The sequence below is a fragment of the Bradyrhizobium sp. genome (assembly GCF_050014615.1).
GTDB lineage: Bacteria > Pseudomonadota > Alphaproteobacteria > Rhizobiales > Xanthobacteraceae > Bradyrhizobium.
The window spans coordinates 1-26,228 of record NZ_JBEKCZ010000030.1 but is presented as its reverse complement, the minus strand read 5'-3'; the positions used below and the strand labels follow the sequence as shown (position 1 = coordinate 26,228).

Annotated in this window: 26 protein-coding genes; 14 read left to right on the top strand and 12 right to left on the bottom strand. The window is 62.2% G+C overall.

The features are described from left to right. Nucleotides 1–18: 18 nt before the first annotated feature. From mnmG to hemJ, 4 genes are all read right to left on the bottom strand, one after another. Complete coding sequence (mnmG, locus tag ABR948_RS07300; protein WP_428115186.1) at nucleotides 19–1,911, bottom strand: tRNA uridine-5-carboxymethylaminomethyl(34) synthesis enzyme MnmG; 1,893 nt, start codon at nucleotides 1,909–1,911, stop codon at nucleotides 19–21. A 169-nt stretch (nucleotides 1,912–2,080) separates the two neighbouring features. Next, the gene (gene mnmE / locus ABR948_RS07295; RefSeq protein ID WP_428115184.1) at nucleotides 2,081–3,436 is read right to left on the bottom strand and encodes a tRNA uridine-5-carboxymethylaminomethyl(34) synthesis GTPase MnmE; all 1,356 of its coding nucleotides are present in this window, start codon (nucleotides 3,434–3,436) and stop codon (nucleotides 2,081–2,083) included. Between the two features lie 335 nt (nucleotides 3,437–3,771). Further along, nucleotides 3,772–5,037 (bottom strand): transcription termination factor Rho, encoded by a 1,266-nt coding sequence (gene rho, locus ABR948_RS07290; RefSeq protein WP_079606624.1) that lies wholly within the window; start codon nucleotides 5,035–5,037, stop codon nucleotides 3,772–3,774. Nucleotides 5,038–5,293: 256 nt separating this feature from the next. Beyond that, nucleotides 5,294–5,716, bottom strand: a complete 423-nt coding sequence (gene hemJ, locus ABR948_RS07285; RefSeq protein ID WP_428115181.1) for a protoporphyrinogen oxidase HemJ — start codon at nucleotides 5,714–5,716, stop codon at nucleotides 5,294–5,296. Nucleotides 5,717–6,191: 475 nt separating this feature from the next. On the opposite strand from hemJ, the gene ABR948_RS07280 reads away from it, so the two are divergent. From ABR948_RS07280 to dnaQ, 4 genes are read left to right on the top strand one after another with little or no spacing between them, the layout of a single operon-like run. Beyond that, a complete protein-coding gene (locus ABR948_RS07280) occupies nucleotides 6,192–7,028 on the top strand; it encodes a pyruvate, water dikinase regulatory protein (RefSeq protein WP_428115179.1) in 837 nt (278 codons plus the stop codon). Next, nucleotides 7,025–7,633: a Maf family nucleotide pyrophosphatase gene (locus ABR948_RS07275; RefSeq protein ID WP_428115176.1), complete on the top strand. Its 609-nt coding sequence runs from the start codon at nucleotides 7,025–7,027 to the stop codon at nucleotides 7,631–7,633. Before ABR948_RS07280 ends, ABR948_RS07275 begins: the two co-directional genes overlap by 4 nt. A 52-nt stretch (nucleotides 7,634–7,685) precedes the next feature. Further along, nucleotides 7,686–8,285, top strand: a complete 600-nt coding sequence (gene coaE, locus ABR948_RS07270; protein WP_428115174.1) for a dephospho-CoA kinase — start codon at nucleotides 7,686–7,688, stop codon at nucleotides 8,283–8,285. Nucleotides 8,286–8,325: 40 nt separating this feature from the next. Further along, entirely contained in the window at nucleotides 8,326–9,015 is a 690-nt protein-coding gene (gene dnaQ / locus ABR948_RS07265; protein WP_428115172.1) for a DNA polymerase III subunit epsilon, read from the top strand. Nucleotides 9,016–9,043: 28 nt separating this feature from the next. On the opposite strand, the gene secB is transcribed toward dnaQ, so the two are convergent. Then, nucleotides 9,044–9,529, bottom strand: coding sequence for a protein-export chaperone SecB (gene secB, locus ABR948_RS07260; protein WP_428115169.1), 486 nt, complete (start codon nucleotides 9,527–9,529; stop codon nucleotides 9,044–9,046). Between the two features lie 503 nt (nucleotides 9,530–10,032). Here secB and ABR948_RS07255 point away from each other — a divergent pair. From ABR948_RS07255 to ABR948_RS07245, 3 genes are read left to right on the top strand one after another with little or no spacing between them, the layout of a single operon-like run. Further along, nucleotides 10,033–10,737: a Tim44/TimA family putative adaptor protein gene (locus ABR948_RS07255; protein ID WP_428115166.1), complete on the top strand. Its 705-nt coding sequence runs from the start codon at nucleotides 10,033–10,035 to the stop codon at nucleotides 10,735–10,737. Then, on the top strand, nucleotides 10,715–12,253 hold the full coding sequence (gene mltA, locus ABR948_RS07250; protein WP_428115164.1) for a murein transglycosylase A: 1,539 nt from the start codon (nucleotides 10,715–10,717) through the stop codon (nucleotides 12,251–12,253). Before ABR948_RS07255 ends, mltA begins: the two co-directional genes overlap by 23 nt. Beyond that, nucleotides 12,250–12,855 carry a Smr/MutS family protein gene (locus ABR948_RS07245; protein WP_428115162.1) on the top strand — a complete coding sequence of 202 codons (606 nt, stop codon included), beginning with the start codon at nucleotides 12,250–12,252 and terminating at the stop codon, nucleotides 12,853–12,855. Before mltA ends, ABR948_RS07245 begins: the two co-directional genes overlap by 4 nt. Nucleotides 12,856–12,951: 96 nt before the next feature. Here ABR948_RS07245 and ABR948_RS07240 read toward each other — a convergent pair whose 3' ends face one another. From ABR948_RS07240 to hslV, 5 genes are all read right to left on the bottom strand, one after another. Beyond that, the gene (locus tag ABR948_RS07240) at nucleotides 12,952–14,073 is read right to left on the bottom strand and encodes a hypothetical protein (RefSeq protein ID WP_428115159.1); all 1,122 of its coding nucleotides are present in this window, start codon (nucleotides 14,071–14,073) and stop codon (nucleotides 12,952–12,954) included. A 218-nt stretch (nucleotides 14,074–14,291) separates the two neighbouring features. Next, nucleotides 14,292–15,596: an ATP-dependent protease ATPase subunit HslU gene (gene hslU / locus ABR948_RS07235; RefSeq protein WP_428115157.1), complete on the bottom strand. Its 1,305-nt coding sequence runs from the start codon at nucleotides 15,594–15,596 to the stop codon at nucleotides 14,292–14,294. Between the two features lie 40 nt (nucleotides 15,597–15,636). Further along, nucleotides 15,637–16,239 (bottom strand): DUF2585 domain-containing protein, encoded by a 603-nt coding sequence (locus ABR948_RS07230; RefSeq protein ID WP_428115154.1) that lies wholly within the window; start codon nucleotides 16,237–16,239, stop codon nucleotides 15,637–15,639. Beyond that, nucleotides 16,236–16,721, bottom strand: a complete 486-nt coding sequence (locus ABR948_RS07225; protein ID WP_428115152.1) for a GNAT family N-acetyltransferase — start codon at nucleotides 16,719–16,721, stop codon at nucleotides 16,236–16,238. The genes ABR948_RS07230 and ABR948_RS07225 overlap by 4 nt, the downstream gene beginning before the upstream one ends. A gap of 2 nt (nucleotides 16,722–16,723) precedes the next feature. Beyond that, nucleotides 16,724–17,284, bottom strand: coding sequence for an ATP-dependent protease subunit HslV (gene hslV, locus ABR948_RS07220; protein ID WP_428115149.1), 561 nt, complete (start codon nucleotides 17,282–17,284; stop codon nucleotides 16,724–16,726). Between the two features lie 203 nt (nucleotides 17,285–17,487). On the opposite strand from hslV, the gene hisB reads away from it, so the two are divergent. From hisB to coaA, 7 genes are all read left to right on the top strand, one after another. Further along, on the top strand, nucleotides 17,488–18,081 hold the full coding sequence (gene hisB / locus ABR948_RS07215; protein WP_428115146.1) for an imidazoleglycerol-phosphate dehydratase HisB: 594 nt from the start codon (nucleotides 17,488–17,490) through the stop codon (nucleotides 18,079–18,081). Between the two features lie 28 nt (nucleotides 18,082–18,109). Next, nucleotides 18,110–18,640, top strand: a complete 531-nt coding sequence (locus ABR948_RS07210) for a DUF2628 domain-containing protein (protein WP_428115144.1) — start codon at nucleotides 18,110–18,112, stop codon at nucleotides 18,638–18,640. Then, a complete protein-coding gene (gene hisH / locus ABR948_RS07205; RefSeq protein ID WP_428115141.1) occupies nucleotides 18,637–19,287 on the top strand; it encodes an imidazole glycerol phosphate synthase subunit HisH in 651 nt (216 codons plus the stop codon). Before ABR948_RS07210 ends, hisH begins: the two co-directional genes overlap by 4 nt. Beyond that, nucleotides 19,275–20,024, top strand: coding sequence for a 1-(5-phosphoribosyl)-5-[(5-phosphoribosylamino)methylideneamino]imidazole-4-carboxamide isomerase (gene hisA, locus ABR948_RS07200; RefSeq protein WP_428115139.1), 750 nt, complete (start codon nucleotides 19,275–19,277; stop codon nucleotides 20,022–20,024). The genes hisH and hisA overlap by 13 nt, the downstream gene beginning before the upstream one ends. Before the next feature lie 10 nt (nucleotides 20,025–20,034). Next, nucleotides 20,035–20,811 (top strand): imidazole glycerol phosphate synthase subunit HisF, encoded by a 777-nt coding sequence (hisF, locus tag ABR948_RS07195; RefSeq protein ID WP_428115137.1) that lies wholly within the window; start codon nucleotides 20,035–20,037, stop codon nucleotides 20,809–20,811. A gap of 88 nt (nucleotides 20,812–20,899) precedes the next feature. Beyond that, nucleotides 20,900–21,223, top strand: coding sequence for a phosphoribosyl-ATP diphosphatase (locus ABR948_RS07190; protein WP_428115134.1), 324 nt, complete (start codon nucleotides 20,900–20,902; stop codon nucleotides 21,221–21,223). A gap of 12 nt (nucleotides 21,224–21,235) precedes the next feature. Continuing rightward, entirely contained in the window at nucleotides 21,236–22,192 is a 957-nt protein-coding gene (gene coaA, locus ABR948_RS07185) for a type I pantothenate kinase (RefSeq protein WP_428115132.1), read from the top strand. Nucleotides 22,193–22,359: 167 nt separating this feature from the next. Here coaA and ABR948_RS07180 read toward each other — a convergent pair whose 3' ends face one another. Next, nucleotides 22,360–24,615: a response regulator gene (locus ABR948_RS07180; protein WP_428115130.1), complete on the bottom strand. Its 2,256-nt coding sequence runs from the start codon at nucleotides 24,613–24,615 to the stop codon at nucleotides 22,360–22,362. A gap of 179 nt (nucleotides 24,616–24,794) precedes the next feature. After that, nucleotides 24,795–25,289, bottom strand: coding sequence for a hypothetical protein (locus ABR948_RS07175; RefSeq protein WP_428115127.1), 495 nt, complete (start codon nucleotides 25,287–25,289; stop codon nucleotides 24,795–24,797). Between the last annotated feature and the right edge of the window lie 939 nt (nucleotides 25,290–26,228).

The window sequence follows — 26,228 nt, the reverse complement described above, 5'->3', positions numbered from 1 at the left end:
TTCACGTGAAACAGCCCCCTATGCGGATGCAATTGTCGTCTTCCGACGAGCTTCCCGACGCAGATATGCCGCCAAAATCCCGAGCGCGGCCGGAGTCAGGCCATCGAGCCGGCCCGCCTGCCCCACGGTTCGCGGTCGCGCGGCCTCCAGCTTCGAGCGCGCCTCGTTGGAAAGCCCAGGTACCTGACTGTAGTCGACATCGCTCAGGATCAGTCCCTCGTCGCGACGGAAAGAATCGACGTCAGCGGTCTGGCGCTTGAGATAGACATCGTATTTGGCATCGATCTCGAGATGGACAGCGATCGATGGGTCAATGGCCGACAATTCCGGCCAGATCGCACGGACCTCCGCCCAGCCGATCTCGGGATAGGCCAATAGCTCAAAGGCCGAGCGGCGTTGGCCGTCTCTGTTGAGTGCCAACCCATATCGCGCGGCCTCATTCGGCGTGACCGCGAGCGATTTTGTCAGCGACTTTGCGGCGTTGAGCGCGGCCATCTTGATGCCGTGACGCAGCGACCGCGCCTGCGCGACGCAGCCCAGTGCCATTCCCTTGTCGGTCAGACGTTGATCCGCATTATCAGCCCTCAGCGTCAGGCGATATTCGGCGCGTGAGGTGAACATCCGATAGGGTTCGGTGATGCCGCGGGTGACGAGATCGTCGATCATCACGCCCAGATAGCCGTCGGCACGATCGAATACGATGGCATCAGCCCCGCTGGCGGCCAAAGCGGCGTTAAGACCCGCAACAAGCCCCTGCGCGGCAGCCTCTTCATAGCCCGTGGTGCCATTGATCTGTCCGGCCAGGAACAATCCCGGCAATCGCCTGGCCTGCAAGGTGGGATCGAGTTCGCGCGGATCGACGTGATCGTATTCGATCGCATAGCCCGGCCTGACCATCCGCACCCGCTCGAGACCGGGAATCGTCGCCAGGATCGCCAGCTGAACCTCTTCCGGCAGCGACGTGGAGATACCATTCGGGTAGACCGTCGGGTCATCGAGACCTTCCGGCTCCAGAAAGATCTGATGCCCGTCGCGATCGCCGAAGCGAACGATCTTGTCCTCGATCGAGGGGCAATAGCGCGGCCCACTGCTCTTGATCTGGCCCGAATACATCGGCGAGCGATGCACATTGGCCCGGATCACCTCATGGGTCGCTGGCGTCGTGCGGGTAATGCCGCACTGGATCTGTGGCGTCGTGATGCGGTCCGTCATGACCGAAAATGGCTCTGGCGGATCGTCGCCCGGCTGCATTTCCACAGCCGACCAGTCGATGGTGGTGCCATCGAGGCGCGGCGGGGTTCCGGTCTTCAGCCGACCCAGCGTGAAGCCGACGCGCTCGAACGATTTCGACAGGCCCATCGCCGGCGCCTCATTGACCCGGCCTGCCGGCCAATTCTTCTCGCCGAGATGGATCAGTCCCCGCAGGAAGGTGCCCGTGGTGATGACAACGGACCCAGCGGAGAGCGTGCGTCCGTCGGCGAGCCGAATACCGGTGACACGGCCGTTCGAGACCATCAGTTCGTCCGCCTCGGCTTCGATAACACCGAGATTGGGGGTCTCCAGGATCGCGGCCTGCATTGCCGCGGCGTAGCGGCGGCGATCCGCCTGGGCGCGCGGTCCCCGAACGGCCGGACCCTTGCGCCGATTGAGCATGCGAAACTGGATGCCGCCGGCATCGGCGACCCGGCCCATCAACCCGTCCAGCGCGTCGACCTCGCGGACCAGGTGACCCTTGCCCAACCCTCCGATCGCGGGGTTGCAGGACATCGCGCCGATGGTCGCGAAGCGATGGGTTACCAGCACCGTCTTGGCGCCGAGGCGCGCCGCCGCACTGGCGGCCTCGCAGCCCGCGTGGCCCCCTCCGATGACAATGACGTCGAATGATTGCTGTGATTCTTGCCTGGCGATCATGGCCGGCGTTTTATAACGGCGCGCTTCAACCCGGAAGCGGTAAGTTCAAGCACACGGGTGTTTCACGTGAAACGCTCGACATACCCAGTGATTCGCGGATGATTCGCGCATCGTTTCACGTGAAACAACTCAAACAAAGAAATGAATATAAAGAATGAACTAAGAAATATTACTTACCTACACAGAACTCACGGAAGATTACATCAAGTATATCCTCGACATCGACCCGACCCAGCAGCCGCCCCAGCGCAACCGCGGCCCCGCGCAATTCCTCGGCCGCGAGTTCCTCGCCTTTCCCGATCACCTCAATGCTGCGACGCAACATAACCTCCGTTTCCTGCAGCAATTTTCTTTGCCGCACCCGTCCGATCAGACCATCTTCTCCCGAGCCGAAAAAATCCTGCGCAAACATCACCAGCGCCGTCATCAGCTCCTGGACCCCATCCCCGCGGGCCGCCGAAACCCCAAATTCGATCCCGCGATCAGCCATTCCCGACCCATTGGCCGAGTCGCGCCGACTAGCCGTTCCGTCACCTTCGAGATCAATCTTGTTGCGCACCACCCACGCCGACGCCGCTGCCTCGCCGCGGGCTGATTCGTGCTGCGCATCGATCATCCACAACACCAGGTCGGCTTCCGCCGCGCGCGCCCGCGCCCGTCGCACACCCTCCTGCTCCACCGGATCGTCGGTCTCGCGAATTCCGGCGGTGTCGATCACCGTCACCGGATAGCCGTCGAGATCGAGTTGAACCTCGATCACGTCGCGGGTGGTGCCGGCGTGCGGCGAGACGATCGCCACCTCGCGCCGCGCCAGCTGATTCATCAGGGTCGATTTTCCGACGTTCGGCGGACCCGCAATCGCGACCACCAGTCCTTCCCGCAGGCGCTCACTTCGTCCCTGCGCCGCAAGGACTTGCTGAATTTCGCCGTGCAGCGCCTTGATCTTTTCCAGCGCCGGTTCGATCAATTCCCGGGGCACGTCGCCCTCGTCGGAGAAATCGATGCCGGCTTCGATCAGGGCTGATGCCTCGATAATCTGCGCGCGCCAGTCGCGCGCCCGATCGCCGAGCAGGCCTTTCATCTGACGCAGCGCCTGGCGGCGTTGCCGATCGGTGTCGGCATGAATCAGATCGTCGAGCGCTTCGGCCTCGGTGAGATCGAGCTTGCCGTTTTCGAATCCGCGGCGGGTAAACTCGCCTGGCTCCGCGGCACGAACATTTTCAAAAGCCGCCAGTGCGACCAACAACGCCGCCAGCACCGCACGCCCGCCATGGATATGAAACTCTGCGACATCCTCGCCGGTGGCGCTCGCCGGTCCTGGAAACCACAACACCACCGCATCGTCGATCGGCTGTTGGCCGGCATCGCGCAACTGCACCCGCGTCGCCATCCTTGGCGTCGGGAGCTTGCCCGCCAGCGCCGTCACCGCGATCCCGGCCAGCGGACCGGAAACCCGCACCATGGCGATGGCGCTCGGCGGGCGGCCCGACGACAGCGCGAAGATGGTTTGTTCTCGCGGATGCATCGCCTATTTGTCCCCGGACCCTTGAAAACGCAACGTAATTTCCACTCGCCGGTGCTGCGAATCGCAAGGGGCAAAGCTGCGGGCAAGCGCGGCCCATATTGCAGCCCAGCCGCAGCGTTTATGCTGCAGAAATCGAGCGATTTCCGCGGGGGACTTCCAAATCCAATATAAAGTGTAGCTATTTCAAATACTTAAATAACATATGACGCCGATAGCTGACCCCCGCCATGTTGCGGCTTTGCTGCAGCAAACGCCCAATCCGGGATCTTTGCCCGGAACACGAAAAAGGGGCGCCCTGCTCGCAGGACGCCCCCATTCAAAGCCGCTGAACGCGCTCAGGTATTCATCGATTCGAAGAATTCCGAGTTGTTCTTGGTGTTGCGGAGCTTGTCGAGCAGGAAGTCGATCGCATCCATCGTCCCCATCGGATTGAGGATTCGGCGCAGCACGTACATTTTCTTGAGCAGCTGCGGATCGGTGATCAGCTCTTCCTTACGGGTGCCCGAGCGCGAGATGTCGATCGCGGGGAAGGTACGCTTGTCCGAGACCTTGCGATCGAGAATCAGTTCGGAATTGCCGGTGCCTTTGAACTCTTCGAAAATCACTTCGTCCATGCGGCTGCCGGTATCGACCAATGCGGTCGCGATGATGGTGAGCGAGCCACCCTCCTCGATGTTGCGCGCGGCACCGAAGAAACGCTTCGGCCGCTGCAACGCGTTGGCATCGACACCGCCGGTCAGTACCTTGCCGGATGACGGCACTACAGTGTTGTAGGCCCGCCCCAGCCGCGTGATCGAGTCCAGCAGGATCACCACGTCGCGGCCGTGTTCGACCAGCCGCTTGGCCTTCTCAATGACCATCTCGGCGACCTGGACGTGACGCACCGCGGGCTCGTCAAAGGTCGACGAGACAACTTCGCCCTTCACCGAACGCTGCATGTCCGTGACTTCTTCCGGACGCTCGTCGATCAGAAGCACGATCAGATAGCATTCCGGGTGATTGGCGGTGATCGAATGCGCGATATTCTGCATCAGCACGGTTTTGCCGGTGCGCGGAGGCGCCACGATCAGGGCGCGCTGGCCTTTGCCGATCGGGGCAACAATGTCGATAACCCTTGCAGAAAGGTCCTTTCTGGTGGGGTCCTCGAGTTCAAGCCGGAACCGCTGATCGGGAAACAGCGGCGTCAGATTGTCGAAATTGACCTTGTGCTTGGACTTTTCCGGGTCCTCGAAATTCAGCGTGTTGACCTTCAGCAGCGCAAAATAGCGTTCGCCTTCTTTCGGGCTGCGAATATGGCCTTCGATGGTGTCGCCGGTACGAAGCCCGAAGCGTCGGATCTGCGAGGGCGAGACATAGATATCATCCGGCCCCGGCAGATAATTGGCATCAGGTGAGCGCAAAAAGCCGAAGCCGTCGGACAGAACCTCGACGACGCCTTCGCCGATAATATCGGTTTCCTGGATCGCGAGTTGTTTGAGAATAGCGAACATCAGCTCCTGCTTGCGCATCGTGCTGGCGTTTTCGACCCCTTTTTCTTCCGCAAACGAGACAAGCTCGGCTGGCGTCTGGGCTTTGAGGTCTTGAAGTTTCATTTCCCGCATTGGGATGGTCCTGTGGAGTAGCAAGGGAGGGGGGTGCAAGGTGGCTTTACGAAAATGCGGACGCAAGAAAAGGAAGGTCCGCAGGTCTGAGCTAGGAAAGTGCCGGAGAGGCTTCAAACCTGATGTGGCGGCCGGTTCAACGAGGAAACCGGAACGCAACCACATCCGCCTGCGTGGGGTGGGATTTGGCTAATATAGAAAATCAACTGGCTTTCTGCAAGACGCGTCGAAGAGGAGCTATCAAAGACCATTGCCGTCAAAACGGCTTGACCACCACCAGGATCACAATCCCGATCATCAAAACGGTAGGTACCTCATTGATAACACGGTAAAATTTCTGGCTGCGGGCATTTCGATCCGCGCCGAAATCCCTGACGCAGCGGGAAAAAAAGCCGTGGACGCCCGACAGCAGCAGCACCAGCAAAAGCTTGCCGTGCAACCAGGGCGCGGCAAACCAGTGACCGGCCCAGGCCAGATAGAGCCCGGCCAGCCAAGTCACGATCATGGCCGGATTGATAATCGCCTTCAGCAACCGCCGTTCCATGATCTTGAACGTCTCGGACTGCTTCGATCCCGCCTGCGCATCGCAGTGATAGACGAACAGCCGCGGCAGATAGAGCATCCCCGCCATCCAGGCGATGACGGCGATCACATGCAGCGCCTTGATCCATTCGTACATCGTGCCTCACTCGTTCGCGAAGATGCTGCTGCGCGCTGTCCGCAAACCACCGGAACGACTCGGCTGTTTGTTGCGTTTCATCGAGATCTGTCTTGCCCTTGACCGAGACATATCCGCAAGCCGCCCTTTTCTAAAACAATAATTTTAGATTCTTAGGTTTGAGTCTAAGTAGCGGTGGATTAGGCCCACGCAAAACTGTCCCGCAATTACCGAGGGCTTGTTCACATCCATCAACAAATTTTGCGGAAAGGTCGATCAGATAAATAACGCTACTGGCTTCAAGCATTTGCCTGCCATCCGCGTCGGCTTATACAGAGACAAGTCCACATAACCTCACTATCATCGCGATCCGGAAACGACTTATCCCAGCTTCGAGCCCTGTGTAGAAAAAGACGGGTTATCCCGGATCGTTCGACCCGGGCCCGATTCTCTCGGATAAGCTCCACAACGATTCACAGGATACACAGGGGTCCAGGTGCCCACGACCGGCAACTATTTTCATCTTCACCTGGTGTCTGATTCGACCGGTGAGACACTGATCACGGTGGCGCGCGCGGTGGCGGCGCAATACGCCAACGTGACGGCGGTCGAACATGTCTATCCGTTGGTGCGCAGCCAGAAGCAGCTTGATCGCGTGTTGAGCGAGATCGAGGAAGCACCCGGAATTGTGCTCTTCACCCTGCTGGAGAAGGACCTGGTTGGCCGGCTGGAAGCCAAGTGCCAGGAGATCAACATACCGAGCCTGTCGATCATCGGTCCGGTCATGCAGCTGTTTCAGGCCTATCTCGGAGCTCCGACGACGGGACGAGTAGGCGCCCAGCACACGCTGAATGCGGAATATTTCAAGCGGATCGACGCGCTGAATTACACCATGATCCATGATGACGGTCAGCACGTCGAAGGACTGGAAGACGCCGATGTCGTTCTGGTCGGCGTATCCCGCACCTCGAAAACGCCGACCTCGATCTATCTCGCCAACCGCGGCATTCGCACCGCCAATGTCCCGCTGGTGCCGGGCATCGCGGTCCCGCAACAACTTGAAATGCTGAAGAAGCCGCTGGTGGTCAGTCTTCACGCGGCCCCCGAACGCCTGATCCAGGTCCGGCAAAACCGGTTGTTGAGCATGGGCGATCGGGACAACGATACCTATATCGACCGCCAGGCGGTGACGGACGAAGTCGCATTCGCGCGGCGATTGAGCGCCAAATTCAATTGGGCGCAGCTCGACGTGACACGGCGATCGATCGAGGAAACAGCGGCCGCCATCATGAAGCTGCTCTCCGACCGGCAACGGCAACGGCTCGCCGAATGAAGCTGTGGCTCGGAAAAAAGCCGCTGGTCCTGGCCTCGCAAAGCCGTGCGCGGCAAACGCTTTTGGCCAATGCCGGAATCGACTTTGAAGCCATCCCGGCCGAACTCGATGAGCGGGCTGTACAGCAAGCATCAGGCATGACGTCGCCCGGCGAGGTCGCTGCTCTGCTGGCGCGGGAGAAATCCCTTTCGGTATCGTCGCGGCTGCCGGACCGGCTTGTCGTCGGCGCGGACCAGACCTTGGCGCTGGGGTCCCGGCTTTTCAGCAAGCCGGCCGGCCGCGCGCAGGCCGCCGAACAGCTGCGCGCGCTCGCCGGTGGTGTTCATGAATTGCACTCCGCCGTTGCGGTGGCGCGCGACGGCAAGATATTGTTCGCAGCCGCTACCAGTGCGCGCATGACGATGCGAAAGTTGGATGAAGCCGATATTGAGGCCTATCTGGATGAAGCGGGCGACGCGGCGACGTCAAGCGTTGGCGCCTACCAGCTGGAAGGGCTGGGAGTCCATTTGTTCGAGCGTATCGAGGGCGATTATTTCACCATCCTCGGCCTGCCACTTTTGCAATTGCTGGCATTTCTGCGCCGCGAACGGCTGCTTGGGGTGTAAGAACTATTCCTGATAGGGCAGCAAATGGCGATATCGCAATGATCATCCTCCAATGATAATTCTTGGGCTGACCGGCTCGATCGGGATGGGCAAATCGACCACCGCAAAATTGTTCGCGGAAGCCGGCGTTCCCGTCTACGACGCCGACGCGGCAGTTCACAGACTGTATGAGGGCGAGGCGGTGCCGGCGATCGAAGCGGCATTTCCGGGCACCACCGCTGACGGCAAGGTCGATCGTACCAGGCTCTCGGCGCAAGTGGTGCATGATGCGGCCGCCATCAAGCGGCTCGAGCAGATCGTTCATCCGATGCTGGGCGCGTCGCGTCAAAAATTCCTTGATGACGCCGAGCAATCCGGAGCGCCGGTGGCCGTGGTGGATGTGCCGCTGTTGTTCGAGACCGGCGGCGAAAAACGCGTCGATGCGGTGGTGGTGGTCACGACCACGCCGGAAATCCAGCGCCAGCGAATTCTGGCGCGCGACAACATGACGCCCGAGAAGCTCGACGCCATCCTGGCCCGGCAACTGCCCGATGCCGAAAAACGCCAACGCGCGGATTTCGTGGTGGATACATCGCACGGTCTTGACCCCGTGCGGGCGCGAATCCGGGACATTCTGGCGCAGGCTGGTAAGATGCCGCAGCGACGAGCCTGATTCGTCGCTCTCAGCGCTCTGCAATCCCGGTCGGCCAATCATGCGTGAAATCGTTCTCGATACCGAGACCACCGGGCTTGACCCGCTGCGCGGCGACCGGCTGGTCGAAATCGGCTGCGTCGAGATTTTCAACCGCATGCCGACCGGCCAGACCTTTCATCGGCATCTCAATCCCGAGCGCGACATGCCGGCCGAAGCCTTCGCCGTGCATGGCCTTTCCAGCGAGTTCCTCGCCGACAAGCCGCTATTCGCTGGCGTGGTCGAGGAGTTCCTTGAATTCATCGCCGACGCGCCGCTGGTGATTCACAACGCCTCGTTCGATATCGGCTTCATCAACGCCGAACTCGACCGAATCAAGCGCCCGGCGATTTCGCGCGATCGGCTGGTCGACACGCTGCTGCTGGCGCGGCGCAAACACCCGGGCGTGTCGAATCGCCTCGATGATCTCTGCTCGCGCTATGCGATCGACAATTCCCGCCGCACCAAGCACGGCGCGCTGCTCGACGCCGAGCTTTTGGCCGAGGTCTATATCGATCTGATCGGGGCCCGGCAGTCGCAATTGATTCTGGCCGCGGAATCCCGCGACACGCGCGCCAGCGGGCATGGTGAAATGCCGCGGCGGCAGCGGCTGGAACCGCTGAAACCGCGGGTCACCGAAGCTGACCGCGTGGCGCATTGGGAGTTTGTCGTCACCCTGGGCGAGAAGGCGATCTGGAACGATTTTCTGTAACGCGCGCCTGGTCGGATGCGATCGGTATCTAGCTTGGCTTGACTTGCGCCGCCTGGGCGGCTTGTCGTTCCATATTCTGGCGGTACAGGCCGACAAAATCGACGGGATCCAGCATCAGCGGCGGGAACCCGCCATCGCGCACCGAGGTTGCGATGATCTCGCGGGCGAACGGGAACAACAGCCGCGGGCATTCGATCATGACCAGCGGATGCAGGTTTTCCTGGGGCACGTTCATGATCCGGAACACACCGGCATAGGCGAGATCGAAGCTGAACATGACCTTGCCGGCGTTTTCCGCCTTGCCTTCGACCGAAAGCGTCACTTCGAATTCATGTTCGGAGATATTGTTGGCGCTGACGTTGATCTGGATATTGATCGCGGGCTGCTGCTGTTGCGGTGCCAGCGAGGCCGGCGCGTTCGGATTCTCGAACGAAAGGTCCTTGGTATACTGCGCCAGTACGTTCAGCTGCGGAGGAGGGGCCGCCTCGGGAGGCGCGCCGTTGCCGTTGGTCATGGAAGTCTCTCCTGGAACTTTACGCGAGCGGGCCGGTTTGCAGCTGAATTCGCTCGTGAGGTGCGAAATGCCGTGTCGGGGCGAGTGGCTATCATAGCCCCGCCTCATTCCACAAGGACGACAATCGCGGCTGGCCTGCCGGGACCTGGCCCCTTCGGATCGGCCGGCGCGGCCGATCTTTGCAAGGTCGGCGGGCCAGAGCCGGAGGGTACACTCTAAATTGTTGAATATGCGCGATTTCCGGGCACTATCGGGGTTTCCCCTTGCTGCGAAAACGCGCTACAATTCGAGCCGTGGCTACCGGGTAAGCGTATCGGCTTGGGCTGTTTTAATTGGCCTGTTTTAATTGTCATGGCTTTTTCATGCCAGGACGTGCCATTGGCCAGGCCAAGTTTCGTGCCTACATGCTGCAGACCCATCCATGATGTAATATCTGCCGTTCCCTGAGGGGAACGCTCTACCGCCGGACCTCTTGCCGGCGCAGACCAGAAAGCGAATGCGACGTGGATATTTACACCATCATCTTCCTGGCGCTGGCCGTCTTCATCTTCCTGCGGCTGCGCAATGTGCTCGGACAGCGCACCGGAAACGAGCGGCCGCCCTATGATCGCACGGCGCGCAATGTGGTGCAGGGCGCACAGGACAATAACGTCGTTCCGATGCCGGGCGCGGTCATCGATCAGGCGCCGCTGGCGCCGACCGCCGATGTCGTGCCGCCTACCGATCGCTGGAAAGGCCTGACCGAGCCGGGCACCGCGCTCGCCCAGGGTCTCGATGCCATCGCGGTCCAGGATTCCTCATTCGATCCCCGTCATTTCATCAGCGGCGCGCGCAGCGCCTATGAGATGATCGTGCTGGCGTTCGCCAACGGCGATCGCCGGGCGCTGAAGGATCTGTTGTCGTCCGAGGTCTATGACAGCTTCGATGCCGTGATCAAGGATCGCGAGAAACAGGAGCAGAAGACCGAGACGCGCTTTGTTTCGATCGACAAGGCCGAACTGGTGGGCGCGGAAGCCCGCGATCGCGCGGCGCAGCTGACGGTCCGGTTTGTATCGCAGATGATCTCGGTCACCCGCGACAAGGCCGGCACCATCGTCGACGGCAATCCGGACAAGGTCGCCGATATCACCGATGTTTGGACATTCGCCCGCGACACGACCTCACGCGATCCGAACTGGAAGCTGGTTGGCACCGGAAGCGCTCACTAACGCGCGTGGGATCAAACACTACGCCGCCGCGTTTTGTGTGATCGCCGTGGCGTTGGCGCTCGCTCCGTTTGCCGCCGATGCCGCGCGTAGAGCGCGCGTCCATCTTCCGGATGCCCGTTCCATCCCGTATCCGCGCCTCGAGTGGCCGCTTGAGATCAGCGGCAGCCAATATGCGCCGGTCGCGTGGTCCGATATCGCGGGCTGGAGCGACGATGATCATCTGGCGGCCTACAAGGCTTTTCGCGCCAGCTGTATGTCGATCGCCGAGCAGCGAAACGGGCTAGCCAATCCCAAGGCGTTGGGCACGTCGCTGCGCGAGCCCTGCCGCGCGGCCAAGGCGCTCGACATGACCGACGGCGCCAAAGCGCGGGCGTTCTTCGAAGAGTATTTTCTGCCGTTGCGAATTTCGCGGCTCGGGGAAAACGACGGCTTCGTCACCGGCTACTACGAGCCCGTGATCGACGGATCACGGATCCAGACCGACGTTTACAACGTGCCGGTCTATCGCCGCCCGTCGAATTTATTCGTCCGCGGCTTCAAACAGGACGCCGTGGGCTTGCCGAATAAAGGGCAGGTGTTTCGCAAGATCGGTCGCCGCAAGCTGGTGCCCTATTACGATCGGGCCGAGATCGAAGACGGCGCGATTGCCGGCCGCGGCCTCGAAATCTGCTGGCTGAAGGATCAGACCGATCTGCTGTTCACGCAGATCCAGGGTTCGGCACGGGTCCGTCTCGAAGACGGCTCGACCGTTCGCATCAATTACGACGCACATAATGGCTACCCCTATACGGCGGTCGGCCGCATCCTGATCGATCGCGGCATCGTCCCGAAAGAGCAGATGTCGATGCAGCGGATCAGGGAATGGATGGATCAAAACCCCGACGGCGCCAAGGAATTGCGCCGTGCCAACCGGTCATACGTGTTCTTTCGCGAAGTGAACCTCTCCGACAAGGATGAAGCGGTAGGCGCGCAGGGCGTGCCGCTGACGCCGGGCCGCTCGATCGCGGTCGACAAGGCCCTGCATGTCTACGGCACGCCGTTTTTTATCGAAGGTGAGCTGCCGATCGAATCGGAGCAATCGAAGACGCCGTTTCGCCGGCTGATGGTGGCGCAGGACACCGGCTCGGCGATCACGGGACCGGCGCGCGCCGACATCTATTACGGCGCGGGCGCCGATGCCGGACGGGTGTCCGGCCGCTTCCGGCACAATATGCGCTTCGTGATCCTGGTGCCGAAAAGCCTCGATCCGGCGGCCCGCGGCCGCAAAATGCCGCTGCCGGATCCGCGGCCTTCGGAGAAGATCGCAAAACTGTTTCCGCAGGTCGATCCATCGAAGGATCAGCAAAAGGATCCGAAGAGTAGCGCGAAGCCATCGGACGCTTCTGTCGCCGCGCCGCCGCAGCCTTCAGCGGCAGTAACTGCACAAGCGGTACCGCTGCCTGAGCCGCGGCCCATGATCGAACCGGATCGCGAGGGGCGTCGCCACCATCGCATCCATCATTATCGCCGCAGATGAAACGCCCGCCGTTAATCCCGGAATTGCCTGCCCCGCCACGGCGCAAACGCGGCTTGAGTGAAGAAGAGCGCGCATTGTGGGAGAGTGTCGCCAGGCAAACCAAGCCGCTGGGCAAAAGACATCGCGCGGCAAAGCCGCAGGCCGTCGCACCCGATGCGCAAGCACCTGTGGCCGCGAAACCGGAGGCTTCGCCCAAATCACATCCATCGGCCAACATTGCGCGGGCACCAAAGCCAACGGTGCCACCGCCGCCGCCACCGCTGGCGCCGCTTGGACGCCGCGAGCGCTCGCATCTGTCGCGCGGCCGCAAGGAAATCGAAGCCCGGCTCGATCTGCACGGGATGACGCAGACGCGCGCGCACCGCGCGCTATCGGGCTTTTTGCAGCGCGCCCACATCGACGGCCTGACCTTTGTGCTCATCATCACCGGCAAAGGCCGCACCGTCGGCGCCGAATCCGAGCGCGGGGTGCTGCGCCGCCAGGTGCCGCTATGGCTCAACCTGCCTGAATTCCGCTCGCTGGTGGTCGGTTTTGAGGAAGCGCATATCGGGCATGGCGGCGAGGGCGCGCTCTACGTTCGGATCAGGCGATCGAGAATATAACAAAGCGTTTTCGAGCCAACGGGTCGCGCGAATGCGCGCCCGATGACAGGCCCCGTGGGTACCGGTTCGCGTAAAGAAAACGCGTCAAAATAAAAATCAAAACGGCCGGACGATCCCGACGCGTGGAACAAGCGTCACGATCCAGCCGAGAATTGTGGTCTTGCGATCCGTAGCGGATATCGGCGCCGCCCGTGAGGCCGGCAAAGTCTTGACCGCATGCAGGATCAGGAACATGCAGACCGCCCAGTTCGATATCCAGCGCGAATAGTCGAACACGATCGCGAACATGACGAGATAGGCGAGACTTACCATGATGATGCCGGCGATGACGATGCGCCGGTGCAAATCTTCCGCGAGCGATCGGATCAGATCGGCAAAGTATTGCCACAGCGGGGTATGCAGCAAGATCAGCAGTGCAAACACCGGCACGCCCAGAATATTGGAGGGCATCCGCTCCCAGGTATCGTGAAGTTCTTGCGCCAGCGACTGGTACCAGATGTAGGCAAAGCTCAGGAGATTGGTGCGCGTTGGGTCGGCCATCCTGCCATGCAGATAACGAACGAACTCGTCCTGCGGCACCGTCATCGATCCATAGAACTGTGCCGCGAGAAAAAGGAGGCCGATAGTTGCGGCCGCGGCAATTCCGACCGCTGCATTCAGCCCGGTCAGGCGCTGCACCAGATAATAGCGCAGCACCACGATGACCGCGATGGTCGGCACATACATCAGGAGATGGATGTGGTGGATCAGAACCAGGATCATCGAGCCCAGCGCCGCCAGGATCACGAAAGCCAGGGAACGCGCCGGCACCAGCAACAGACAGATCGCCAGCGCGCAGCCGTAGATGTCGAAATGCCCCAGCGTATGCATGAAGTTCTTCAAGAAGAACGGCGAGCCGGCGATGAACACGAACAGCGGCATGTGCGCGTCGTCGAAGCCGAAAGTCCGCTGAAACAGTTTTGTGAAGAGCCCGAGCGTGATCAGCCATACGACGCCGCCGAGCGCGAATACCAGCCACACCGGCACTTTGGAGAAAAACAGTCCTACGACGGCGCCGATCAGCGCGCGCTTGGTGAAGCCGAAATGATAATCGACCAGCAGATGGACATAGGGGACGTAGGGTTCGCGGGTGATCTTGTAGAGAAGAACCCCGATGACAACGGCGACGTTGACGGCGAGCATCAGGCGCCAGGGGTTTTCCCGCACAAGCAGATTCATTTAGCACCCGGAAGCGAGGATCAGTCCCGAACCATCGCACAACGGAAGCTTGCCGTGCAACGCGCCACTATCTCCGCCGTCGTCCCGGCCAAGCGAAGCGCGAGCCGGGATCCATAACCACCAATGTATATTGTTGTACCAAGCTGGAGCGGCTATCTCGTTTACAACCAACATCGGTGGTTATGGGTCCCGGCGTTCGCCGGGACGACGGTCTAAACCTACAAAATAAACCGGCTCAGATCCGCGTTCTTGGCGAGATCGCCGACGTGCTTCTGGACGTAATCGGCATCGATCCGGATGGTCTCGCCATTACGGTCGGGCGCGGCGAAGGAAATCTCGTCGAGCACCCGCTCCATCACGGTCTGGAGCCGCCGGGCGCCGATATTCTCCACTGTCGAGTTCACCGCGACCGCGACGTCTGCCAGCGCATCGATGGCGCCGTCGGTAATATCCAGCGTCACGCCTTCGGTCTGCATCAACGCGATATATTGCTTGATCAGCGAAGCCTCGGGCTCGGTCAGGATGCGGCGCATGTCGTCGCGGGTCAGCGCTTCCAATTCGACGCGAATCGGCAGCCGGCCCTGCAATTCGGGCAGCAGGTCTGACGGCTTGGCGATGTGAAACGCGCCGGAGGCGATGAACAGGATATGGTCTGTCTTGACCGCGCCGTGCTTGGTCGAAACCGTGGTGCCCTCAATCAGGGGCAGAAGATCGCGCTGCACGCCCTCGCGCGACACATCGCCGCCGCTGCGGCCGTCGCGCACGCAGATCTTGTCGATCTCGTCCAGAAACACGATGCCGTTGTTCTCGACCGCGTTGATCGCTTCCTGCACCAGCTGTTCGTTATCCAGCAGCTTGTCGGATTCCTCGTTGACGAGGGTTTCGTGGGAATCCACGACCGTGAGCCGGCGGGTCTTGGTCCGGCCGCCCATCTTGCCGAAGATATCGCCGATCGATATCGCGCCCAGCTGCGCCCCCGGCATCCCCGGAATTTCAAACATCGGCATGCCGCCGCCCGAGGACTGGGTCTCGATCTCGATTTCCTTGTCGTTGAGTTCGCCGGCGCGCAGTTTCTTGCGAAATGAATCCCGCGTCGCGGCGCTGGAATTGGCGCCGACCAGCGCGTCGAGCACACGATCCTCGGCGGCGAGCTGGGCGCGGGCCTGCACGTCCTTGCGCTTGCGTTCGCGCGTTTGCGCGATCGCGACTTCGACGAGATCGCGGATGATCTGCTCGACGTCGCGGCCGACATAGCCGACCTCGGTGAATTTGGTGGCCTCGACCTTGATGAACGGCGCGCCCGCGAGTTTCGCCAGCCGCCGCGCGATCTCGGTCTTGCCGACCCCGGTCGGCCCGATCATCAGGATGTTTTTCGGCAGCACTTCCTCGCGCAGGGAGCCGGTGAGCTGCAGCCGCCGCCAGCGGTTGCGCAGCGCAATCGAGACTGCACGCTTGGCGTCGGTCTGGCCGACGATGAAGCGGTCGAGTTCGGAGACGATTTCACGGGGGGAAAAGTCGGTCATGGGTCCTAGGTAGGTTGTAATGTTGCTGACACAAGCGGTGTCAGATGATGGGTGGTCCCGCTTGCCACTGCCGTATGGCCTCAAACGGGTGGATCAACATGATGATATTCAGGGTGAGATTATCGCGAATATGAAGCCCGACCAAAATCTCGAATAAGAGCGCGAGGGCGACGGTCAGCGCAACCGGAAGCTTTCTGGCCAGCAAGAAGCCTGCGATCATCGACAGCGTATCGGATACCGAGTTGACGATGCTGTCACCAAAGTAGTCCAGCGACACCGTGGCGGCGCGATATCGCTCGATAATCCAGTTGGAATTTTCAACGACCTCCCAGCTGCCTTCGATCAACATCGCCGCAATCAGCCGGGCGGGCCAGGGCGCGCGCGGCAGCAATAGCCAGGTTGCAGCGTAAAACAGGAAGCCGTGGATGATGTGCGAGAAGGTGTACCAGTCGGTGATGTGCTGCGAATTCTCCGAGCTCTGCACCGCGCCGTGCCAGAATTTCACATAACCGCAGGCGCAGATCGGCAGCCGGCCCATCGCAAACAGGATCGAGGCCTGAAGCGCGATCAATCCGGCCGCGATCAACAGCCAATGCCATGGTGAAAGTCCTGTGCGGGCGGACGTATCGCGCTGAAGCGTCATGAGCCACGGACCATCAGCAGGGACTGGCCGTCCGGCGTCTCGATCAGGCGATTGCCGTGGAAGCCGGCCCTGGCACAGGCGCGCACGGCGCGGCGGTTTTCCGGATCCGGGTCGGTGACCACGCGTGGCGTACCCGATGCCAGCAGACTGTCGACGAACTGACGGATGAAGCCGGAGCCGTGACCACGCCCGATCATGTCCGGGACCCCGATGAACTGGTCGATACCGCGCGTCCTGGAGGGATGCGGACCAAAACCCTGGTTCCAGGTGCCGAGCGCGTAGCACTGGATGTAACCGAACGCATGATCGTCAAGCGTGACAATGAACTGATCCATATCCGGATGATCGAGATCGCCGCTCACCAGCGCATATTGTTCGTCGGGCTGTCCCCACCAGCGCACGACCTCAGGCGTTTCGAGCCAGCAGCGGATCGTCGAGAGGTCGCCGACAGACATCGGGCGGAAGACGTAGTCCGGCGCCACGATCAGCCTTCCTGCAGCGTCTCGATGGTCACATTGCGATTGGTATAGACGCAAATGTCGGCGGCGATATCGAGCGCCCGGCGCACGATGGTCTCGGCATCCTTGTCGGAATCGACCAGAGCGCGGGCGGCCGCCAGGGCATAATTGCCGCCGGACCCGATCGCCATCACGCCAGCTTCCGGCTCCAGCACGTCACCGGTGCCGGTCAGGACCAGCGACACCTCCTTGTCGGCGACGATCATCATCGCCTCCAGCCGCCGCAGATAGCGGTCGGTGCGCCAGTCCTTGGCGAGTTCGACCGCGGCCCGGGTCAATTGCCCCGGATACTGCTCAAGCTTGCTTTCCAGCCGCTCGAACAGCGTAAAGGCGTCGGCGGTGGCGCCGGCAAAGCCGCCGATGACGTCACCCTTGCCGAGTTTGCGGACCTTTTTGGCGTTGGATTTGATGACGGTCTGGCCGATCGACACTTGCCCGTCGCCCCCGATCACCACCTTGCCGCCCTTGCGGACCGTTAAAATCGTGGTGCCGTGCCAGACCGGCGACTGGGATTCTGATGCCTGCATGAAGTACCTCGCGTTGGCAGGGATTTAGGGATTCGGGCGCGGGGTTGCAATCGGCACGGTCCGGAGCGGTTTGGAGCGAAATTCCGGTCACCATAGGCCGAAGTTCGGTCGTTACCGGCCTATCCCGCAGTAGCGAAGGTGGGATGGGCCTGTTAAAAGGGCCGCGTTTTCGGCCCGAACCTGGCCAAGGGAAGCCCTTTTTCATGCGCACAGCGACCATCAAGCGCAAGACCAAAGAGACCGACATCGAGGTGACGGTAAACCTCGATGGGACAGGCATATCCAATGTCGCGACCGGCATCGGGTTCTTCGACCATATGCTCGATTTGCTGGCCCGGCATTCGCGCATCGATCTCACCGTGAAGGCGGTGGGCGATCTTCATATCGACCACCATCACACCACAGAGGATGTCGGGATTGCGCTGGGGCAGGCGGTGAAGCAGGCACTGGGCACCATGGCCGGGATCACCCGCTATGCCGGCATCCACATGCCGATGGACGAGACCCTGTCGCGGGTCGTGATCGACATTTCCGGCCGGCCGGTACTGGTGTTCAAGGTCGAGTTCCCACGCGACAAGGTGGGCCAATTCGACACCGAACTGGTGCGCGAATGGTTCAACGCGTTCGCTATCAATGCCGGCGTGACTTTGCACGTCGAAACCCTATATGGCGAGAACAGCCATCATATCGCCGAATCCTGCTTCAAGGGTCTGGCGAGGGCGCTGCGTGCGGCGGTCGCGATCGATCCGCGCGCCGCGGGCGAGGTGCCGTCCACCAAGGGTCAGCTCGGCGGCTGATTTTGGTTTTCATCGGCGGAGAGGTACGATGCCGGTTTACACAGTTCATGCTCCGGTCAGCAACAACGCGGATCTTCGCGCGACCGATCGCTTTGCCTTCGTGCGCGACGGCTTTCATCTCTGGGCCGCGGTTCTCGGCGTGGTGTGGCTCGCCTGGCATCGCCTGTGGCTGGCGCTGATCGGCTGGATCGTGCTGATGACCGTGCTTGATGTCGGCATGGTGCGCCTTGGCGTCCCCGCAACGGCGGTCTTTCTGGTCGATGCGTTGCTGGCGCTCCTGATGGGATTCGAAGCCGCGAGCCTGCGGCGCTGGACCCTGTCGCGGCGCAACTGGCGTCAGCTCGATATCGTGGTGGCCGACGACGAGGAGGCGGCCGAGCGGCGCTTTTTCGATCGCTGGACCGCCAAGCAGCGCGCGCTCAGTAACGATCAATCGGCGGTCGATCGCGGCGGACCGCCGCCGACGCGGGATGTTCCGGGCCAGGCTTTTTCACGGCCGCCGCCGCTGCCGCAGAGCGAGATCATCGGGTTGTTTCCAGAGCCGGGAGCGTCGCGTTGAGCGTTGCCATCATCGATTACGGCTCCGGCAATCTGCATTCGGCCGCCAAGGCGTTCGAGCGTGCCAGCCGGAGCATGGAACAACCGGAAAAGATCGTCGTGACCCGCGATCCCGAAACGGTGTTTCGTGCCGATCGCATCGTGCTGCCCGGGGTTGGCGCCTTCGCCGATTGCCGCAGGGGTCTCGATGCGCTCGACGGCATGATCGAGGCGATGACCGAGGCGGTGCGCAGCAAGGCGCGGCCGTTCTTCGGCATCTGCGTCGGCATGCAGCTGATGGCGACCCGCGGCAAGGAGCATGTCACCACCGACGGCTTTAACTGGATCGCCGGCGATGTCGAAAAAATTTCGCCGCGCCAGGAGAATCTGAAGATTCCCCATATGGGCTGGAATACGCTCGATGTGGTCAGGGAACATCCGGTGCTGGAGCGTCTGCCGCTGGGCCCGAAGGGACGCCACGCTTATTTCGTGCACTCCTATCACCTCAATGCGACCAATGAGGCGGACGTGCTGGCGCGGGCCGATTACGGCGGACCGGTGACGGCGATGGTCGGCAAGGATACCGCCATCGGCACCCAGTTTCACCCGGAGAAGAGCCAGCGTTTCGGGCTGGCCCTGATTTCGAACTTTTTGAAATGGAAGCCGTGATTCTCTTTCCCGCCATCGATCTGAAGAACGGCCAGTGCGTGCGGCTCGAGCAGGGCGACATGGCGCGCGCGACCGTGTTCAACCTCGATCCGGCGGCACAGGCGCGCAGCTTTGCCGCGCAGGGATTCGAGTATCTCCATGTGGTCGATCTCGACGGCGCCTTTGCCGGCAAGCCGATGAACGCTGGGGCGGTCGAGGCGATGCTGGCGGCGGTCACGATGCCGGTGCAGCTCGGCGGCGGTATTCGCGATCTGAAAACGGTGGAGGCCTGGCTCGCCAAAGGCGTGGCGCGGGTGATCATCGGCACCGCGGCGGTGCGCGATCCCGAACTGGTCAAGGGTGCGGCGAAAAAATTTCCCGGCCGCGTCGCGGTGGGCCTCGACGCCCGCGACGGCAAGGTCGCGGTCGAAGGCTGGGCGGAAACCTCGCAGGTCACCGCGCTTGAAATCGCGCAGCGGTTCGAGGATGCCGGTGTCGCCGCGATCATCTTTACCGATATTGCGCGGGACGGTCTGTTGAAGGGCCTCAATCTCGACGCCACCATTGCGCTGGCCGAGCGGATATCGATCCCGGTGATTGCCTCCGGCGGATTTGCTTCGATCGAGGATGTGAAGGCATTGCTGCAGCCGCGCGCCAAGAAACTCGCCGGTGCGATCGCGGGCCGCGCGCTTTATGACGGTCGGCTCGATCCTTCTGCTGCGCTGGCGCTGATCCGCAACGCGCGCACTGCGGCCTAGGAGTTCTCAAATGTTCAAGGTGCGCGTGATTCCCTGTCTCGACGTCAAGGACGGCCGCGTGGTCAAGGGCGTCAATTTTATCGATCTGCGCGACGCCGGCGATCCCGTCGAGGCGGCGATCGCCTATGACGCCGCCGGCGCCGACGAGCTCTGCTTCCTCGACATTACGGCGACCCATGAAAATCGCGGCATCATGCTGGACGTGGTCCGGCGCACGGCGGAGGCCTGCTTCATGCCGCTGACGGTGGGCGGCGGCGTGCGCACCGTCGACGATATCAAGACGCTTCTGCGATCGGGCGCCGACAAGGTTTCGATGAACAGCGCGGCGGTCAGCCGCCGCGAATTCGTCAAGGAAGCCGCCGAGAAATTCGGCGAGCAGTGCATCGTGGTCGCGATCGACGCCAAGCGGGTGAAGCGCGGCGGCGGGTCGGAGCGCTGGGAAATCTTCACCCATGGCGGGCGCAATTCCACCGGGATCGATGCCATCGAATATGCCCAGGAAGTCGTCTCGCTCGGCGCCGGCGAAATCCTGCTGACCTCGATGGACCGGGACGGCACCCGGCAGGGTTTCGACATCCCGCTCACGCAGGCCGTGGCGGACAGCGTCGCCGTCCCGGTGATCGCCTCCGGCGGCGTCGGCAATCTCGATCATCTGGTCGACGGTATCCGGGAAGGGCACGCGACCGCGGTGCTGGCAGCCTCGATCTTTCATTTTGGCGAATTTACCATACGTGAAGCCAAGGATCACATGGTTCGCGCCGGGCTGCCGATGCGGCTCGATCCCTGACGACTCTTTGTAACGGAAGTGCTACATCCCCAAGGGGATGAGAAGGGGATGGGCCCTTCCTTGCGGGCCGGCTTATTGAGTTCAGGCGATGTCGCGTTTCACGATCCATGATCTGGCCACCACCATCGATGCCCGCGCGGCGTCGGGAGGCGAGGGGTCCTATACCCGCAAGCTGCTGGACAAGGGTTCGGAGCATTGCGCCAAGAAGTTTGGCGAGGAAGCGGTGGAAACCGTAATCGCCGCGGTCGAGAATAATCGCGATCATCTCATCGCCGAAAGCGCGGATCTGCTGTTTCACCTGCTGGTGCTGTTGAAATCGCGCGGCGTGAAGCTGGAGGATGTCGAGGCTGCGCTTGGGCAGCGCACGGCGATGTCGGGACTTGAGGAGAAGGCCGCGCGCAAGCGCGACTAGAAGGCGGCGCTCATGGACATGCGGGCAACGGACCAGCAGTATAATCCCTACCGGGTGTTCTCCCGGGAACAGTGGGCGCGGCTGCGCGACGGCGCGCCGATGACGCTGGACGCCGACGAGGTCGCGAAGCTGCGCTCGATGCACGACCGGCTCGATCTCACGGAGGTCGAGGAAATCTACCTGCCGCTGTCGCGCCTGCTGTCGATCTATGTCGATGCCATGCAGCGGCTGTATTTCGCGCAACGGCGCTTTCTCGGCATCGAAGACCGCAAGATGCCCTACGTCATCGGCGTCGCCGGATCGGTGGCGGTGGGCAAATCCACCACCGCGCGCGTGCTGCAGGCGCTGCTGGCGCGATGGTCGCCGCGCCCGAAGGTCGATCTGGTCACGACCGACGGTTTTCTGTTTCCCAACGCGGTGCTCGAGCGGCAGGGCCTGATGCAGAAGAAGGGCTTTCCGGAGAGCTACGACCTGCCGACGCTGCTGTCGTTCCTGAGCGACATCAAGGCAGGACGGCGGCCGGTGCGTGCCCCGGTCTATTCGCATCTGACCTATGACATCATTCCGAACGAATGGATCGAGGTCGACCGGCCGGACATCCTGATCGTCGAAGGCGTCAATGTGCTGCAGACCGGCCGGCTGCCGCGCGACGGCAAGGCGGTTCCGGTGGTGTCGGACTTCTTCGATTTCTCGGTCTATATCGACGCCGACGAATCGGTGCTGCGCGACTGGTATGTCAGGCGCTTCCTGGCGCTGCGCGACACCGCGTTTCATGATCGCCGATCCTATTTCAATCGCTACGCGCTGCTCTCCGACGAGGAGGCCACGGCCACCGCGCTGGCGATCTGGGAACGCACCAACCTTGCCAATCTCGAGGATAATATCCTGCCGACCCGGCCGCGGGCCAAGCTGATCCTGAAAAAGGGCGCGGACCATGTGGTTGAAACCGTGGCGCTGCGGCGGCTGTAATCCAACGCAGCTCTCAAGTCGCGCGTACGGCGTATTCTTCAACTGCCTGAAATAGACCTGCGCCAAATCGCTGATATCTGCCGAGTCCGTTTATGCGGACGAAATGCTCTGCGCATGCTCGGGGAGAATCATCGGATGCGTCAAGGGCGACGTGGGCGCGGAAGCAATCAGGCGGCGAGATGCCGCGACGCGGCGAGGCCCGCCAGCGCATCGATCAGCTTGTCGCGATCGAGCGGCTTGATCAGGAAGCCGTCCATGCCGGCCTCGAAGCAGGCGTAGCGATCCTCCACCAGCGTGTTCGCGGTCAAAGCGAGGATCGGGGTCTGACGGCCGGGCTGTCCGGCTTCGCGGGCGCGGATGCGCTTGGTGGTTTCAATGCCGTCGAGCCGCGGCATTTGGATGTCCATCAGCACCAGATCATAGGGCGCGCCGGCGGATTTCGCCGCCAGCCACGATTCCAGCGCCTCTTCGCCATTGGTGGTGATCACCACATGGTGTCCCAACCTCGTCAACAGCGAACGCATCAGGAGCGCGTTGATCTCGTTGTCTTCGGCCACCAGCACCGAAAGCCCGCGCGCGGCTGCGACCGGCGGCGTCTCGGGATGCTCGGGCGCCTCGATCAGCGCATCGCCGGCGATTTCCGGCGCGGCAATTTCCGGCGCCATCGTCAGGCGCGCCGCGAGCGAGGCCGCGCGCAGCGGCTTGACCAGATAGCCCGTAAAGGCCGAGGCCTCCGCGGAGAGCTGAAGTTCCTGCCGCGTCGCCGGCGTGAACATCACTATCCGATGCATCGCATGTGTGCGCGCCATCTCGCCCAGCAACGCGACCTGGTCGGTGCCGAGCGCGCGATCCAGCAGCACCGCGTGCCAGGAACGCTCGGGCAACAGCGCCTCCGCGACGCCGATGTCCGAAACCACGCAGGTCTGGCCGCCCCAGCGCTGCAGCCGGCGGGCGACCAGCGACGCCTCGATACTCTGCGGCGACACCAGCATGATCGACTGTCCCGCCAGATCCGGTGCCTTAAACGCCGGTTGTACGCCGCCCGTGCTGTCGGAGGCGGGCAACGGAATCGACACCTCGAAGGTCGAGCCGGTACCGGGCTGGCTCTCCAGCGTGATGCGGCCGCCCATGCGCTTGACGATGCGCTCGGAGATGCTGAGGCCGAGCCCAGTGCCGCCATAGCTGCGGGCGATGCGCTCATCGGCCTGTTCGAACTCGCGGAAGATCCGCTGCTGCGCTTCGGGCGCGATGCCGATGCCGGTGTCGCGCACCAGGAAGCTGATTTCATTGGGCCAGATGCCGGGCTCGACGATCAACGCCACGCCGCCAGTCGCGGTGAACTTGATGGCGTTGCCGGCCAGATTTAGCAGCACCTGACGCAACCGCGCGGCGTCGCCGGTCACCTCCAGCGGCAGCCGTTCGTCGACATAGGCCGCGATTTCGAGCTGTCGCGCTTGCGCGCGCGGCGCCAGCAACTCGGTGATGTCCTCGATCAGCGCGGTCAGCGCGAATGGACGATGTTCGAGATCGATCTTGCCGGCCTCGATCTTGGAATAATCCAGGAGCTCCTCGATCAGCGCCAGCAGCGCATCGCCGGAGGTTTTCACCGCCTTGGCATAGGTCATCTGCTCCGGCGTCAGCGGCGTATCCAATAGCAACCCGCTCATGCCGAGGATGCCGTTGAGCGGCGTGCGGATTTCATGGCTGGCCATCGCCAGGAAGCGCGATTTGGCGCGGTTGGCGGCGTCGGCCTGATCGCGCGCGTCGGCGAGCGCGCGTTCGGTCTCGGTGCGGTCGGTGACGTCGCGGCCGACGCATTGCATCTCCGCAGGCTGCCCCGCGTCGGATCGAACCAGGCCTTCGCGCCAGGCGATCCATCGCGGTCCGAGCGCAGTCTCGATCCGCTGGTCATGAATCCGCGTGCCGTTGGTCTCGAGCGCGGTGTCGCCCTGCTCGAGCACCTGCAATGTGAAGGGGCTGCCGATCAGCGCGCTGCGGGGTTGCCGGGCGAGCTCGCAATAGGCATCGTTGACGAAGGTGATGCAGCCCTGCGCATCGCGCAGCACGATCAGGTCGCCCTGCGATTCGAACAGGCTGCGGGCGCGCTCCTCGGCTTCCTTCAATTCCCAATTGCGGTCGGCCAGCGCTTCATTATGCAGCGCGATCCGGCGCAGCCGTCGCTTCATGAACCGCAGCCGCATGCTCAGCGTCGCCAGCGCGACGCAGGCAATGGCGAACAGGAAGCTCGCGCCGAGCGCAAAGTTGCGGGCGTCGTATTGTCCGGACCGGCTTCCGGCGATGAAACCATAGGAGCCGCCGAACGCGGCGGAAAAGATCGTGAACGAGCGGATCGCGGACAGGATCAGCGGATAACGCCGCATGAAGCGGCGGATGCCTAACCTGATCCGGGGAATCCGTCCCATCGCCGACCACCCCTGAGTTTGCAGCGCGATTATTTCGCGCGGTCAGGCATTTGAGGATGCCGCGATTCGCGCTGTTGGCTTGCCGGCGACGATGCCGTGGCGACCTTGCAAAGTGCTTGAGAAGCGGCGGCGTTCCGCGCTCCGCTGCGAACAGGGTTGATGAAACGTTAACAGCCGGTTCAGAGCGATGCGGCTTCCAGCGGATGGTGCCCGGCGCTGACACCCACGCCTGCACCGACGCCTGCGCCCGCGCCGACCACGAGCGCGGCCGCATCGCGCAGGCTGAAGCTCTTCGACCGCACGAAAATCCGGTAATCGGCGGGACCGTCATGCGTGAGGTAGATCACGGGCGCGCTGCCGTCGGGCGTGGCGGAGATCGCCACCAGCCGGGTCGCGGGGTTGGCCTCGCAGGCGCTGGCCTCGGCGCTGTCGACATCATCGACCACGGCGAAATCGGCGGTTTCGGCGCTATCGGCGATCTGCACCCGCACGGTTGCGGCTGAGGGATCGTCGGTGAAGGCGACATGAAGATCGGCACGCCAGGGCATCGATGCGATCTGGACTGAAGTGTCGGCGATCGCGATGCAGGGATGCGAGCCGGGTAGCACGCCGCGCGCCAGCACGGCGGCGGCGATCAGTGGAATCGAGGAGGCCAGAATCTTGAAACGCAACATGTCGGGCGGCTCGCTGTTCCCAGGCCCGGATACGCAGGGCCTATGGTTCGCGAATCGTAAACAAAACTCGTTACCGCCGGGTTGACGGCGGGGGAGTGGGGAAAGGAGAGCCATACCCCGCGCATGCGGGGTATCCAGTACGCCGCGGCTTCTCGGTTCCATCCCTGGCGCCTCGGAATACTGGATCACCCGCATTCGCGGGTGATGACGAGAGGTGGGCTTAGCCAGCGCTTTTCCAGATTTAAATGTCAAACAGCCACGACGGTTCCAACACCGTCATTGCGAGCGAAGCGAAGCAATCCATTGCGCCGAGCAAAGAAAGAATGGATTGCTTCGTCGCTTTCGCTCCTCGCAACGACGTTAGAATATGACTCCGCATTCCCGCGGCGCGATGCGCCCGAGTTATGCCTGCATTTTTCGCCCCTGAAATCAGAGGGCGCAGGGAATGCCGGGTGCCCGCTGCACCCGCAGCCCCCTGTGCAACAGAAAAGCACAGGGGTAGAAGCCACAGGTACACCGGAAATCACCCGGCATTCCCCGCGCAATGGTTTTAACGGGTTCCTTCGTGCTCTCCCTGGTGACCGGGCTTGTTTGCCACCATCGCCTCGCGGGAATCATCCCGCGAAACTTGACGCCAGCGTCGGGGCGTCAGGACCACACGACTTCGCCGTCCGCGTCACGCGCTGTACGTCTGCAGCGCCAAAGCGTCCACCGCATCCCGCCTCACGTCCGTGACGTTCGCGAAACGCCCCTCTGGGAGGCGGGACGGTGCAACTATGAATTTGATTTGGGTTGATCGCGAAGCGATATATTTTTTCAATTAGATCTGGACGGGTAGAATCACGTTGATCGCGCTGGCGTTTTCGTCCTCAAGCCGCACGCCTTAAATCCTCGGCCAGCGCGCGATATGACAGCGCCTCGGCCAGATGCAGCCGGCCG

What these genes read in the sequence shown, in the direction of transcription:
- mnmG (WP_428115186.1), bottom strand. Translation starts at nt 1,911, where the DNA reads ATGATCGCCAGGCAAGAATCACAGCAATCATTCGACGTCATTGTCATC.
- mnmE (WP_428115184.1), bottom strand. Translation starts at nt 3,436, where the DNA reads ATGCATCCGCGAGAACAAACCATCTTCGCGCTGTCGTCGGGCCGCCCG.
- rho (WP_079606624.1), bottom strand. Translation starts at nt 5,037, where the DNA reads ATGCGGGAAATGAAACTTCAAGACCTCAAAGCCCAGACGCCAGCCGAG.
- hemJ (WP_428115181.1), bottom strand. Translation starts at nt 5,716, where the DNA reads ATGTACGAATGGATCAAGGCGCTGCATGTGATCGCCGTCATCGCCTGG.
- ABR948_RS07275 (WP_428115176.1), top strand. Translation starts at nt 7,025, where the DNA reads ATGAAGCTGTGGCTCGGAAAAAAGCCGCTGGTCCTGGCCTCGCAAAGC.
- coaE (WP_428115174.1), top strand. Translation starts at nt 7,686, where the DNA reads ATGATAATTCTTGGGCTGACCGGCTCGATCGGGATGGGCAAATCGACC.
- dnaQ (WP_428115172.1), top strand. Translation starts at nt 8,326, where the DNA reads ATGCGTGAAATCGTTCTCGATACCGAGACCACCGGGCTTGACCCGCTG.
- secB (WP_428115169.1), bottom strand. Translation starts at nt 9,529, where the DNA reads ATGACCAACGGCAACGGCGCGCCTCCCGAGGCGGCCCCTCCTCCGCAG.
- ABR948_RS07245 (WP_428115162.1), top strand. Translation starts at nt 12,250, where the DNA reads ATGAAACGCCCGCCGTTAATCCCGGAATTGCCTGCCCCGCCACGGCGC.
- ABR948_RS07240 (WP_428115159.1), bottom strand. Translation starts at nt 14,073, where the DNA reads ATGAATCTGCTTGTGCGGGAAAACCCCTGGCGCCTGATGCTCGCCGTC.
- hslU (WP_428115157.1), bottom strand. Translation starts at nt 15,596, where the DNA reads ATGACCGACTTTTCCCCCCGTGAAATCGTCTCCGAACTCGACCGCTTC.
- ABR948_RS07230 (WP_428115154.1), bottom strand. Translation starts at nt 16,239, where the DNA reads ATGACGCTTCAGCGCGATACGTCCGCCCGCACAGGACTTTCACCATGG.
- hslV (WP_428115149.1), bottom strand. Translation starts at nt 17,284, where the DNA reads ATGCAGGCATCAGAATCCCAGTCGCCGGTCTGGCACGGCACCACGATT.
- hisB (WP_428115146.1), top strand. Translation starts at nt 17,488, where the DNA reads ATGCGCACAGCGACCATCAAGCGCAAGACCAAAGAGACCGACATCGAG.
- ABR948_RS07210 (WP_428115144.1), top strand. Translation starts at nt 18,110, where the DNA reads ATGCCGGTTTACACAGTTCATGCTCCGGTCAGCAACAACGCGGATCTT.
- hisA (WP_428115139.1), top strand. Translation starts at nt 19,275, where the DNA reads ATGGAAGCCGTGATTCTCTTTCCCGCCATCGATCTGAAGAACGGCCAG.
- hisF (WP_428115137.1), top strand. Translation starts at nt 20,035, where the DNA reads ATGTTCAAGGTGCGCGTGATTCCCTGTCTCGACGTCAAGGACGGCCGC.
- ABR948_RS07190 (WP_428115134.1), top strand. Translation starts at nt 20,900, where the DNA reads ATGTCGCGTTTCACGATCCATGATCTGGCCACCACCATCGATGCCCGC.
- coaA (WP_428115132.1), top strand. Translation starts at nt 21,236, where the DNA reads ATGGACATGCGGGCAACGGACCAGCAGTATAATCCCTACCGGGTGTTC.
- ABR948_RS07180 (WP_428115130.1), bottom strand. Translation starts at nt 24,615, where the DNA reads ATGGGACGGATTCCCCGGATCAGGTTAGGCATCCGCCGCTTCATGCGG.
- ABR948_RS07175 (WP_428115127.1), bottom strand. Translation starts at nt 25,289, where the DNA reads ATGTTGCGTTTCAAGATTCTGGCCTCCTCGATTCCACTGATCGCCGCC.